7 protein-coding genes, 1 tRNA gene and 1 pseudogene are annotated in these 13072 nt (G+C 63.5%); 3 read left to right on the forward strand and 6 right to left on the reverse strand.

The features are described from left to right. Positions 1–277: 277 nt before the first annotated feature. The 6 genes and pseudogenes from J8F10_RS03920 to J8F10_RS03950 form a co-directional block, all read right to left on the reverse strand. Positions 278–366 (reverse strand) — tRNA-Ser (locus J8F10_RS03920). 391 nt (positions 367–757) lie between these two features. After that, positions 758–1704: pseudogene (locus J8F10_RS38390) on the reverse strand (ISAs1 family transposase). A gap of 79 nt (positions 1705–1783) precedes the next feature. Further along, positions 1784–3070 (reverse strand): metallophosphoesterase, encoded by a 1287-nt coding sequence (locus J8F10_RS03935; RefSeq protein WP_210652567.1) that lies wholly within the window; start codon positions 3068–3070, stop codon positions 1784–1786. A gap of 132 nt (positions 3071–3202) precedes the next feature. After that, positions 3203–3643: a hypothetical protein gene (locus J8F10_RS03940; RefSeq protein ID WP_210652568.1), complete on the reverse strand. Its 441-nt coding sequence runs from the start codon at positions 3641–3643 to the stop codon at positions 3203–3205. Positions 3644–3730: 87 nt separating this feature from the next. Continuing rightward, positions 3731–4681, reverse strand: coding sequence for a DUF1559 domain-containing protein (locus J8F10_RS03945; RefSeq protein ID WP_210652569.1), 951 nt, complete (start codon positions 4679–4681; stop codon positions 3731–3733). 126 nt (positions 4682–4807) lie between these two features. Then, the gene (locus J8F10_RS03950; RefSeq protein ID WP_210652570.1) at positions 4808–6424 is read right to left on the reverse strand and encodes an NAD(P)/FAD-dependent oxidoreductase; all 1617 of its coding nucleotides are present in this window, start codon (positions 6422–6424) and stop codon (positions 4808–4810) included. 198 nt (positions 6425–6622) lie between these two features. Here J8F10_RS03950 and J8F10_RS03955 point away from each other — a divergent pair, with 198 nt between their 5' ends. The 3 genes from J8F10_RS03955 to J8F10_RS03965 all read left to right on the forward strand — a co-directional run bounded on the left by J8F10_RS03955 (position 6623) and on the right by J8F10_RS03965 (position 13022). Then, positions 6623–9874 (forward strand): DUF1553 domain-containing protein, encoded by a 3252-nt coding sequence (locus J8F10_RS03955; protein ID WP_210652571.1) that lies wholly within the window; start codon positions 6623–6625, stop codon positions 9872–9874. Between the two features lie 184 nt (positions 9875–10058). Continuing rightward, positions 10059–11543: a DUF1501 domain-containing protein gene (locus J8F10_RS03960; RefSeq protein WP_210652572.1), complete on the forward strand. Its 1485-nt coding sequence runs from the start codon at positions 10059–10061 to the stop codon at positions 11541–11543. A 210-nt stretch (positions 11544–11753) separates the two neighbouring features. Then, a complete protein-coding gene (locus J8F10_RS03965) occupies positions 11754–13022 on the forward strand; it encodes a Gfo/Idh/MocA family protein (RefSeq protein ID WP_210652573.1) in 1269 nt (422 codons plus the stop codon). The last annotated feature ends 50 nt before the right edge of the window (positions 13023–13072 follow it).

Here is a 13072-nt window from a genome sequence, read left to right on the forward strand (position 1 = left end):
CGGCTCAGCGATCTGGGTTCTGTGGTCAACAAACTCCCGAAGCCGACCGTATCGGGGCTCGACGGCAGCACAGTATGCGGACCGGGGCATAACTTTGCCGAGCCAGCCCAGGAACAACAGGGAGCAGCACCGGGAGCAGCAGAAGGTGGTAGTCGGGGAGGAAACATGGAGATCATTGAGGAAGAGAGCATCGCCGGCGCGGATGGGCCAGAAATACACAACCCCTTGGGAAACCAAGGGGTTGAGGGCAATCGAGGGTTCCCGATTACGTCTGGAGCGGAGAGGGCGGGATTCGAACCCGCGGTGGGGTTTTACCCCCACGCCGCTTTAGCAAAGCGGTGCTTTCGACCACTCAGCCACCTCTCCAAAACGCTTGAAATTCAAGCGTATCAGCTGTTTTTCTGACTATCCATTCTGCGGCATTTGATACCAGAGCTGACACCCGGTATCGTCCCGCCAGACCGAAGACGGTGGTGACGTCTGCAGTCGTATCCACAACAACCGTTTCGAGTAACGGCAGCTATGTCTGAGAGCGATTCTACCGCGCAAGGGTTCGCTGGCAAGCCGAAGAAACTGTATGAGGATTTTCCCTCGTTTCCCCGCGCAACGAAGCGTCGGGCGAAGAAGATCCGTGGGAAGATGCACTACTTTGGTCCCTGGAACAATCCCGACGGAGCCCCTCAAAAGGTACTTCACCGAGATATAGAGGCACTCTACGCCGGCCGGAAGCCACGGGAGGTGTCAGAACGTGTCACGGTCAAGTTGCTCTGAATTGCGTTCTTGAACCATAATGAAGAGTCTCCAGGACCCGCAAACTGGTGAGGTAGTAATGGGCCGTACCCTCGTTCGGCTTCCCGTTCACCGCCCGCTCCCGGCACACCAGGGCCACGGCACCAACATCGGCCCACCCGCCCGGTAGCCCTTCCGGGTCCGCAACCACCGTCACGTACCGCTCCTCGCTCCGTCCGTGCCCGTCCTCGACGGCGGACCCCATGTCACACCCGGCGAACGCATGCTCCCCGGCCCGCGCGAACACGTCCGCCACGGCATCACACAACCCCTTCTGGTTCCCCTTCGCGCACACCACGTAATGCCCGCCCTGGCCCCGGATCTGGGATACCAACGCCTTCTGGCAAAAGGCCGCATCCGCGGTCACCACCGCGCCCTTCAGGTCCAGGGCGCCCAACAGATCTGGGGCCGTGGTGATCTCGTGCCCGCCCGCACCGCCCGCCGCCCCAGGATCAATCGGTTCTCCACGGCCCACGCCTCGACCAGTGCGAGCACCCGGTGAACGTGTCCGCGGTGGAACGGCGCGCGCTTGCCGCCGATCGCCACGTGGACCCGGCCGGTGCTCTCGCATGCGGCCGCCATCCAGCGCCCGAACCGGTCCGCGAATGCGTTCGGGTCCAGTTTGGCGAATACGCGCTCGAACGTGTCCGGGCTCGGAACCCCGTTGGGTAACCGCAGGTACGGGGCGGAGAACGTTTGCTTGGCGCGACCGAATGCCGCCACTTGGTCCCAACCATCGGCCCTCGCAAACGCCGCACACGTGGCCAGCATCAGGATGTCCACCAACTCATGCAACTTGTTCTTCGTTTCGCGACGTAGGGGGCCGGCACATCCGCAAACACCGCCAGCAGCGCAATGCTCATCGGGGCTCCTCCATAACAACCCCGGTATAGACGTAAGTGCCGTTAACGTCATCGGTTCATAGTGCGCTGACCCTGCAGTAGAGCCACTACCGGAGCCGCGGCTCCGGTTCGCGGTAGCACACAACGGTGCGTTATGTGCCTTCCAATTCGAGGTTCAGGTCGTTGGTCCCTTCCTTGATCGTGACCTTGAGCGGCGACTTGCCCGGGGTCGCGTACTGTTCGGGGAGCTGGCTCTTTTCCGGGATCTCGCCGTCGTAGTACCCGCCCTTCGCGGTCTTCACCACGGTGACCACGAACTCGCCCGCGGGGGCGCCGTCGAACTTCGTGTACGTCGTGACCGTGAACTTGCCCGTCTCGTCGGTCAACCCGTCGCAGACCTGGGTGAACTTCTCGGTTTCCTTGTTGTACGTGTGGAACGTGAGCGTCGCGCCCGCGAGCGGTTTGCCGTCGAACTTCAGCTTCCCGGTTACCGGGAACGTGTCCTTCTTCTTCGACGGGCGGGCCTTCTCGTCGCTGTCGGGCAGTTTCAGGTCCGTCGGCAGGACGCCGCCGAGGTCCACGTTCACCAGCACCGGGGCGTCTTTCTTCATGGTGACCAGCATCACCTGGTCGAACTCGCCGTACTGCGGGCCGCGCATCCGGCTGCCGCCGCCGGTGGTCGCGAGCTGGTAGTATTGGGTGTCGTTGCGCTCGAAGACCTGGTAGCGGTGGACGTGCCCGACGAACACGTTGTGCTTCCGGCCCGCGAGCGCCTTTTCGACCGCGCCCCACCCGTTTTTCTCCAGATCCTTCGCGATCCACAGGGGCTTGTGCATGAACACGAACGTCCACTTCACGTCCTTGTTCGCCTCCAGGGTCTTCGCGACCCACTCCTGTTGCTCGCGGTCGATGGTTCCCATGTCCGGCGGGTTCTCCGAGCACAGGCAGAGGAACAGCGCGCCGCGGTACGTGAAGTGGTAGTAGCGCTTGCCGTACCGCTCGCCCCACTTGGCGACCTGGGTCTTGTTGGTGAGGTCGTGGTTCCCGGGGACGTAGAAGAACGGCATCTCGAACCGCTTCACGTACCCGTCGAACTCGTCCCACTCGCTCTTGATCGTCTCTTCCTTGGTCGTGTACCCCTCAATGAGGTCGCCGACCGACATGACGAACTGCGGTTGGAGCCAGTTGACCTGTTGCACGGCGCGCGAGAACACCTTGTCGCGGTGCCCGCCGGTGCGGTCCGAGACCACCGCGAACGTGAACTGGTTCGGGTCGTTGTTCAGCTTCAGCGAGGTCCAGGGGTTCTTTTCCCCGGCTTCGATTTTCAGCACGTTGGGGTCGCCGTCGCGCTCCCGGTCCGGGGCGGCTCCGGACCGCGACAGCGCGATCACCCCGCCGATCGCGGCGCAGGTGACGAGTCCGAGGAAGAACTGTTTCATTGGCAGCGGCTCCGAGTCAAGCGGGGCTACGAGCGGTACACCGGGCGCGGCTAGGATATGTGACCGGTGTGGTGGACCGCAAGAGGGCACTGCGCTTGTTCACGGAAGCTTCGCGCGATCGACGGGCGCGGTTCACGGAAGTTTAATCGGCTGGAGAACGTTGCCGGGCTTGGCCTCGATCGTGGCGCGGAGCGGCGAGGTTTTGGGATCGCCGTATTTCTTATCGAAGGTCGGTGGCTTGCCCTTTGCGCGGGCGAGGGGGGAGTCGAGCGGTTCGTAAAGGAGCGTCACGATGTACTCCCCGGCCGGGGCGCCGTCGTTCGCCGCGCTCGTCGTGAGCACGAACGTGCCGTCGGGGTTCGTCGTCGCGAACGGTCGCGTCGGCTCAGTTTCGCTGGGGTCCGTAGAGTACAAAAAGACCGTCACGCCCCCGGCGGGGTGGCCGTTGATTAGGAGCGTGCCCTCGGCCGGGTACGTCTGCTTTCGCTTCGGGCCGCTGCACGAGAGTGCCGAGAGCGCGAGAACGAACAGGATTGCGATAGTGCCGCACCGCAGGAGGGCCGAGAGGCTCACGGGGTCGTCCTTGAAAGTTCCAAAAGGAGAGAAGGAAACGGCCGACCCGGGGCACTAGGATTGAACGAGGGGCCGGCGGATACGGTTCTAGTCGTTCGGGACGATTTCGCCCTTTGCGCGCGTGACTAGGAAGACGACAGTCTTCGGAGACGCACCGCTGGTCAGATACCGCACGCTGCCATCACAGTTCAATATGTTCGCACCGCCGGTGTGGAAACTGTAGAGGCCGCGCCCAGTGGACAGTGCAGGTTGGCTGTTGGTGCAGCCGATGACGCACGACCCCGGTGATACCGAGCCAGTCGTGTCTGACCCACTCAACCAGTTCTCTCCACTGAAAGGGTCGCCCCATCCACCACCCTGTTCGGTGCCGGTACTGACCTTTTGACCGTTCACCCACTTGTCATTTTTCCCAGCGATTTCTGTCAGCAGTAGTGTGTTGGAGGTTCCATCGCTGATGCTCAGGATGCTCGTCGGCACGTTCACAGAAAGCGCACCATCACGGCTACCACCTGAGTTTGAGTCTACCACAACGTTCCAGAGCGAGCTCATGACACCGCTGATGACGTGATAATCGCCGGCTGCGGCCTGGAAAGATGGCAGCCCAACCGCTCCGGCGAGCGAGGCCGGGCAGGTGTAGATGCGATTCTCGGTTGGGGTCGATGGGCATTGAAACGCTTTCAGCGGGGTCGCGATCACTGTGGCGTTCGATCCTGCGAGAAATAGGGTGTTCAGGTTGTACTGCTTGAACAAGTTGTCTTGTTCAATGTACGGAAGAAGGTAGACGCCCCATGCGTGAGCATTTGGCGAGGGGCTGGTCACGAACAGGTACGAGTTCGGGAACTTGTCGTTGTTGGTTCCTGCGTAATTGTGGAACGCGAGCCCGAGTTGCTTCAGGTTGTTTTGGCACTTCATTCGGGCCGCTGCTTCCCGCACTTTTTGAACAGCGGGTAACAACAATCCGATTAGGATCGCGATAATCGCGATCACCACCAGCAATTCAATAAGCGTAAACCCACGCCGACGCTGAGCGAAAGACATGACGATTCTCCGGAGATGAGCGGCCGGAGTATGGCAGCGATATGAAAGCCGACCGCTCAGTAGAGGGTAGTAGAGCGGATTTGTTTCTTGAATGGAAGAGCGCTCAAAAAAATAGCGCGAATCTTCTCACCCGATTCGCGCGTATTTTGCGACGATGGCGCGAGCTGTGCGCAACCCGTCTACTGCCGCAGAAATTATGCCCCCAGCATAGCCCGCACCCTCTCCCACCGGGTACAGCCCGGGGATGCCGGGCGATTCGCGTGTGTCGTTGGTACGATCGATGCGCACCGGTGAACTCCCGCGGGATTCCGGTCCGGCGAGGACCGCGTCCGCGAGGAACCGGCCGTGCCAGCGCCGGTCCATTTGAGGCAGGCCGTGCGCAACGGCCTCGGCTACGACCGGTGGGAGCACCGCGCGCAGGTCGGTTCCGATCACGCCCCGCGGGTAACTGGACCCCGGTGCGGACGACGGAGCCGTTCCGCGAACGAAGTCCCGCGCGCGCTGAACGGGAGCCTTATAGTCGCGGCCCCCGCCGATCTCGAACGCTTTCGCCTCGTACTTCTCTTGCAGGCGCATACCGGCGAGCACGTCCGTTCCTTCAAATGATTCGACGGGCACGGTCACAACTAGGCCGCTGTTCGCGAACACGGAGTCGCGCTTCGAGAGGCTCATCCCGTTGGTCGCGAAATAGCCGTCTTGCGACACGCTGGGGATGATGTACCCGCCCGCACACATGCAGAACGTGAACAGGTCGTGCGCGCCGCTCGCGACGAGCGAGTAGTCCGCGTTCCCGAGCAACTCCTCGTAGCGCTCGTGGCGCGGGCCGAACTGCACCGCGTTGACCACATCTTGCCGGTGCTCGATGCGCACTCCGAATTGAAACGGTTTGGGAGTCATCGGTACGCCGCGTTGAGCCAGCATCCGGTACGTGTCGCGCGCGCTGTGCCCGACCGCCAGCGCAACAACGGAAGCCGGGATGAAGCCCGAGGACGTGTTCACACCCTTGAGACCAGTCGCGTCGAAGTGCAGGTCTTCGACGCGGGTCAGGAACCGCACCTCGCCGCCGAGGTCTTCGATCCGCTGGCGGATCGCCTTCACCACGGCCGGGAGCCGGTTGCTACCCAGGTGCGGGCGGTGGTAGTAGAGGATGCTCGGCTTGCCGGGCTGTTGGCCCTTGCACTCCGCGAACAGTTCCAGCACGCGGAGCACGTCCGGTCCCGTTCCCCGGCACGTCAACTTGCCGTCGGAGAACGTCCCCGCGCCGCCCTCGCCGAAGAGGTAGTTGCTCTCCGGGTGGAACGTCCCGCCCTCGTCGAATGCCTTCACATCGCGAATGCGGTCGTTGACTTTTGTGCCGCGCTCGAGCACGATCGGCCGGTACCCGAGGTGCGCGAGGAAGTACGCACACACCAACCCGCCGGGACCGGACCCGACCACGACCGGCCGGTGCGGGAGAGGCGCGGAACCCGATTCCGGCATCGAGAACGCGGGCTCCTGGTGGAGTTCCACCTGGGCAACGCTCGGGGCGCGGGCGACGACGGCTTGCTCGTCGGCCTGAAGATCGACCTCGAAGTTGTAAACGAACCGGAGTTGGCGCTTGTCACGGAGATCGAGGGCTTTGCGCACGATCTTCCACCGCCCGAGGTCGGGCGCGCTCACGCCGAGCGCGCGGGCCAAGTGCGACGGGAGAGCGGATTCCGGTTCTTCGACCGGCAAGCGCAGATTCGAGACACGAATAGACATGCGGATATTTTACACAATGCGGCGATTTGGGGCAGCGAACACTCGCGTTTCGGGAGCGGCCCGTGTATCATACCGATTGACAAGCAGCCCTCCAACGCACTCGCCTTCGGCCGCCGATTTCGTGAATCTCACGAACGCGGTCACACTCGAATGTAATCTTTCTCTCGAATTAATCGACCCGACCGCGAGGCCGCTCCCATGCTTCGTTCCTCCGTCTCGATTCCACCGCTGGTGTGCGTTGCACTCTGCGCGGTGGTGTTCACGCCGTTTCGCCCGGCCGCAACTGCGGCTCCGCCCGAATCCCCGGCGCCCAAAGTCGCAGCCGCCCCCGTTCAACCGGCGAAGGCGAACGCGAGCGGCATCGAATACAACCGCGACATTCGGCCGATCCTCGCGGAGAACTGCTTCGCGTGTCACGGGCCGGACAGCGCGGCCCGCAAAGGGGGGCTCCGACTCGACCTGCGCGAAGCCGCGATCGAGGGCGGGGCGATCGTCCCGGGTAAGCCCGACAAGAGCGACCTGATCGCCCGCATCCACGCGGACGGCGATGAGGGGCTGATGCCACCGGCGAAGTCGAATAAGGTGCTGAAGCCGGAACAGCGAGAGCTGCTCAAGAAGTGGATCGCGGCCGGCGCGGAGTACCAGCCGCACTGGTCGTTCATCACCCCGGCGCGGCCCGAAATCCCCGCGGTGAAAGACAAGAAATGGGTGCGGAATCCGATCGATGCGTTCGTGCTCGCGAGACTCGAAGCCACGGGGCTGAAGCCCGCCCCGGAAGCAGATCGCCGCACACTCGCCCGCCGACTGGCACTCGACCTCACCGGGTTGCCACCCGTGCCGGCCGACGTCGAAGCGTTCGTGAACGACAAGGACGCGAATTACTACGAGAAGTTGGTCGATAAACTTATGGCGTCGCCGCATTGGGGCGAGCACCGCGGCCGCTACTGGCTCGACTACGCCCGCTACGCCGACACGCACGGCATTCACTTCGATAACTTCCGTGAGGTCTGGGCTTATCGCGATTGGGTCATCCAGGCGTTCAACGCGAACCAGAAGTTCGACCAGTTCACGATCGATCAACTCGCGGGCGACTTGCTGCCGAACCCCTCACTTGACCAGCGGGTGGCGACCGGCTTCAATCGCTGCAACATCACGACGAACGAAGGCGGCGTGATCCCCGAAGAGTACGTCGTCCTGTACGCACGCGACCGGACGGAAACGACTTCGCAAGTGTGGATGGGGCTCACCACCGGGTGCGCGGTCTGCCACGACCACAAGTACGACCCGGTTTCGCAGAAGGACTTCTACGCGCTGTCCGCGTTCTTCAACAACACCACGCAGAACGTGATGGACGGCAACGTCCACAACACGCCGCCGATCATCTCGGTGCCGAAATCCGAGGATCGTGCCCGGTTCGACGCGGTCGTCAAAGAACTCACTTCGGTGACCCAGAAGATCGCGACCCGGCGCGCTGCCGCTCGACCGGATTTCGACAAGTGGCTGACCACGGCAACCGCGGCGAACGTTCTGCGTGAGAACCCGGTTAAGGGACTGCGACTACACGCCCCGCTGACCGACGGCGCGGGGACCGAAACGCGGTTCGCGGTGGACGGTCAGGTTCGCTCCACGAACTTCGGCGAAGCCTTTGCTTGGGCCGCGGGTCCGCGTGGAGGGAAAGCCCTTCAGGTGAAGCCCGCCGGTGCTGGTGTGCCGGTGTCGATCCCCGAGGCGGGGAACTTTGACGGCCAGAAGGAAGCGTTCACCGCGTCGGCGTGGGTGAAACTCACGCGCGGGGCGAACGGGGCGATCGTCGCCCGGATGAACTCGGCGAAGAAGCACCGCGGCTGGGATCTGTGGGTCGAGGGGGACAAGATCGGTGCGCACATCATCAACGAGTTTCCGGAGAACGCGCTGAAGGTGGTGAGCAACACGCCGGTGCCGATGAACCAGTGGGTCCACGTCGCGCTGGTTTACACCGGCACCCCTTCGCCGGAAGGGATCACGATCTACGTGAACGGGCGCCCGCAATCGCTGGCCGTACCCTACAACTCGCTGAAATCCACGACGCTGACAGAGGTGCCGTTTACCGTCGGTCAGCGGTTCACCGGAGAGGGACGGTTGCTCGGCGCGAGCATCGAAGATGTCCGTCTCTACGACCGCCAACTGACGAAGAACGAAGTTGACCAACTCGCGCGCTACGGCGCCGCGGCCGACGCGCTCGCGAAGGCGGCCGACAAGCGCACGCCGGCCGACACTGATGTGGCGTTCAACTGGTGGCTAGCGACGTTCGATAAGCCGACGCGCGACTTGGAAGCCGAAAGCGCGAAGCTGCGGGCCGAAGATGCGGCGATCAAGGCGCGCGGCACGATCGCTCACGTGATGAACGAGCGCACGGACGCGCAACCGAGTGCGTTCGTGCTGTTCCGCGGTGACTACGACAAGCGCCGCGACGCGGTGAAGGCGGACACGCCGAAGGCCATGCCGCCGATGCCGACCGACTTGCCGCGCAACCGGCTCGGGCTCGCGAAGTGGCTCGTGTCGAAGGATCACCCGCTGATGACGCGGGTCACGGTGAACCGCTTCTGGCAAGAACTCTACGGCACCGGTCTGGTTCGCACGAGTGGCGACTTCGGTATCGCGGGCGAGCTGCCGAGTCACCCGGAACTGCTCGACTGGATGGCTCTGGAGTTCCAAAGCTCGTGGGACGTGAAGCACTTCTTCAAGTTACTAGTGACTTCGGCGACCTACCGGCAGGCCGCGATCGCGACACAGGAGAAACTCGACAAGGACCGCGACAACCGGCTGATGTCGCGCGGGCCGCGGTTCCGCATGGACGCCGAAATGATCCGCGACCAGGCGCTCGCGGCGAGCGGGCTGCTCGTCCGCAAGCTGGGCGGCGCGAGCGTGAAGCCGTACCAACCCGAGGGCGTGTGGGAAGCGGTCGCGATGATCGGCTCGAACACCCGCGACTACCGGCGCGATACGGGCGAGAACCTGTACCGCAGGAGCATGTACACGTTCTGGAAGCGCTCCGCTCCGCCGGCCGCGATGGAGGTGCTGAACGCGCCTAATCGCGAGACGTGCAGCGTGCGCCGCGACCGCACGAACACGCCGCTCGCCGCGCTGCTCACGCTCAACGACGTGCAGTTCGTGGAGGCGGCCCGCGTGCTCGCGGAAAAAACCATCGGTTCCGCAACAGGCGACGAGAAGCGGATCGACTTCATCGCGAAGCTCCTGCTGGCGCGCTCGTTCCGGGCCGAGGAGCTCGCGATCGTGACGGACGTGCTCACGAACCTCCGCTCGCACTACAAGGCGAAGCCGGACGAAGCGAAGAAGCTGATCGCGTTCGGCGAATCGAAGGCCGATGCGAAACTCGACCCGAGCGAACTGGCCGCGTGGACCATGCTCGCGAATCAATTACTGAACTTGGACGAGGTACTGAACAAGTAGTGGGTTTAGCCAGATCGCCAGGGGGGAGCAACGCCCAACCCTGGTACTCGCCTGCGCCCTTCGGGGCTGAAGGCAACACCGTTTTGTAGCCCTGGAAGGGCGTCAGAATGTAGCCAGGGTGGAGCAACGCGAAACCCCTGGCGATTTGCGGTCCGCGAATTCATCCCAATACACGAGACCCACAATGAACCTCTTCGATAACCCGCGCGCACTCGAACTCACGCGGCGCCACTTCTTCGCGTCCAGCGGGCTGTCACTCGGCGCTGCGGCGCTGGCTGCGATGACCGGGAGCGGCGCCGAACGGGCGCCGGTGCCGAAAGCCGGTGCTGGCACCGAAACAGGGATCGGCGCGGCGCTGCCGCACACGCACTTCCCCACGAAGTGCAAGAACATCATTTACTTCCACATGGTCGGCGGTCCGTCGCAACTGGACCTCTATGACTACAAGCCGAAGATGCAGGACTTTTACGATAAGGACCTGCCCGAGAGCGTCCGCAAGGGTCAGCGGCTCACCACGATGACCAGCGGCCAGGCGCGGTTCCCGATCGCGCCAAGCAAGTACAAGTTCACGCAACAGGGCAAGTGCGGGATGTGGATCAGCGAGGTGCTTCCCCACACCTCGAAGATGGCCGACGACCTCGTGTTCATCCGGTCGATGCACACGGAGGCCATCAACCACGAGCCCGCCATCACGCACATGCAGACCGGGAACATGGTCACCGGGCGCCCGTGCCTGGGCGCGTGGGCCAGTTACGGTCTGGGGTCGCTCAACCAAAACCTGCCGACGTTCGTGGTGATGGTCGCGAAACCGAGCAACCAGGAGCAGGTGCAAGCCATCTCCGCCCGGCTGTGGCAATCGGGCTACCTGCCCGGCGAGCACGCGGCGGTGAGTTTCCGCGCCGCGAACGACCCGATTCTGTTCATCAACAACCCGCCGGGCGTGTCCCCCGAAGTTCGCCGCACCACGCTCGACGGCCTGAACAAACTGAACGAACTGAACCACGGGTTGCTCAACGACCCGGAAACGAAGACCCGCATCGCGCAGTACGAGATGGCGTACCGGATGCAGTCCAGCGTGCCGGACCTCGCGGACCTCTCGAAGGAGCCGCAGAACGTCCTCGACCTGTACGGGCCGGACGTGAAGAAGTCCGGGAGCTTCGCGCATACCGCACTCACCGCGCGCCGGCTCGTCGAGCGCGGGGTGCGGTTCGTGCAGGTGTACCACAACAACTGGGACCACCACGGCAACCTCGGCGGGCGCATGCCGGACCAGTGTAAGGACGTGGACCAGCCGTGCTGGGGGCTCATTCAAGACCTCAAGCGGCAGGGCCTGTTCGATAGCACGCTCGTAATTTGGGGCGGCGAGTTCGGCCGGACCATCTACAGTCAGGGCGGGCTCTCGAAGACGAACTACGGGCGCGACCACCACCCGCGCTGCTTCACGATGTGGATGGCCGGCGGCGGGTCGAAGGGCGGCACCGTCTACGGCGAAACCGACGACTTCAGCTACAACATCGCGAAAGACCCGGTTCACGTGCGCGACCTGCACGCGACCATCCTGCGCCTGCTCGGGCTCGACCACGACAAGTTCAGTTATCGCTACCAGGGGCTCGACCAGAAGCTCGTCGGCGTCGAGAAGGCGAACGTCATCAAGGAACTGATCGCCTGAGTGAACGAGGGAAGAATTATTGGACAGGATCAACAGGATAAACCGGATTGGAATACCTGCTTGAATCCTGTCCAATAATTCTTCCTATCGCCCTTTGTGGCGAAAGCTCTTGGCCCTCGATTGCCGGGCAAAACTGTAGCCTCCGCCCTCGTCTTCGCGCACAATAAACATCTCCTGCCAACCTCTCCCGTTATCAGTGAGAAGCCAAAAATGTCAGACACGACGCGCCGCGCCTTCATTCAGACTTCGGCCGCAACAGCGGCCACCGTGTCCCTCTTACCCGGCGCGTTTGCCGCGGGGGACGGGATACTCAAAGTCGGCCTCATCGGGTGCGGTAACCGCGGCACCGGGGCGGCGCGCGAGGCGCTCCAGTCCGATCCCAAGGTCAAGCTGGTCGCGATGGCCGATGCGTTCATGGACCGGCTGGAGGACAGCCTCACCAACCTGAGCGGCATCAAGAGCATCGCCGGTAAGGTGGACGTTCCGAAGGAGCGCCGGTTCGACGGCTTCGACGGGTACAAGAAGGTCATCGAGAGCGACGTGGACGTGGTGCTACTCACCACCCCGCCGGGCTTCCGCCCGCTGCACCTCGAAGCGGCGATCAAGGCCGGGAAGCACGTGTTCTGTGAGAAGCCCGTGGCCGTGGACGCGGCCGGCGTCCGCTCGGTGATCGCCACCTCGCGGCTCGCGAAGGAAAAGAACCTCAGCCTGTGCTCCGGGTTCTGTTACCGGTACGATCTCGCCAAGCGCGAGACCGTAAAACGCATCCACGACAAGATGATCGGCGACGTCGCCGCGATGCACATCACGTACCTCACCGGGGCCATCTGGCACCGCGGGAACGACCCGAAGTGGTCCCCGATGGAGTTCCAGATGCGGAACTGGTACTACTACACGTGGCTCAGCGGGGACTTCATCGTCGAGCAGCACTGCCACAACTTCGATAAGGCGCACTGGGTGTTCGGGAAGCTCCCGGTGGCGGCGACCGCCGTGGGCGGGCGCCAGGTACGCCGCGACCCGAAGTTCGGGTACGTCTACGATCACTTCGGCGCGACGCTCGAATACGATAACGGCGCGAAGTTGTTCTCGTTCTGCCGCCAGACCGACGGGTGCGACGGGGACGTCAACGATCACATCATGGGCACCAAGGGCTCCGCGCAACTGATGGACCACACGGTCACCCCGACCGGAGGGGAGGGGTGGGCGTTCGGCAGCGCCGCGAAGGTGCGGAGCATGTACCAGGTCGAGCACGACGAGCTGTTCGCCGGCATCCGCTCCGGGAAGCTGATTAACGACGGCGAGAGCGCTGCGCACAGCACGCTGATGGCGATCATGGCCCGGGAAGCGGCCTACACCGGCAAGAAGATCACCTGGGCCGATGCACTTAACGCGAAGCAGAACCTCTCGCCGAAGGAATACGCCTGGGGGCCGATCGCGACGCCGCCGGTCCCGATGCCCGGCACTTACCGGTTCAGTTGAGACCTGTGGGAACGGCGAGCACCCGGCGCCGATTGCAATCGGCGCCGGGT

The organism is Gemmata palustris, from assembly GCF_017939745.1.
Taxonomy (GTDB): Bacteria; Planctomycetota; Planctomycetia; order Gemmatales; family Gemmataceae; genus Gemmata; species Gemmata palustris.

Coding starts and splice junctions, on each gene's coding strand:
- J8F10_RS03960 (WP_210652572.1), top strand. CDS start 10,059: ATGAACCTCTTCGATAACCCGCGCGCACTCGAACTCACGCGGCGCCAC.
- J8F10_RS03935 (WP_210652567.1), bottom strand. CDS start 3,070: ATGAAACAGTTCTTCCTCGGACTCGTCACCTGCGCCGCGATCGGCGGG.
- J8F10_RS03955 (WP_210652571.1), top strand. CDS start 6,623: ATGCTTCGTTCCTCCGTCTCGATTCCACCGCTGGTGTGCGTTGCACTC.
- J8F10_RS03950 (WP_210652570.1), bottom strand. CDS start 6,424: ATGTCTATTCGTGTCTCGAATCTGCGCTTGCCGGTCGAAGAACCGGAA.
- J8F10_RS03965 (WP_210652573.1), top strand. CDS start 11,754: ATGTCAGACACGACGCGCCGCGCCTTCATTCAGACTTCGGCCGCAACA.
- J8F10_RS03945 (WP_210652569.1), bottom strand. CDS start 4,681: ATGTCTTTCGCTCAGCGTCGGCGTGGGTTTACGCTTATTGAATTGCTG.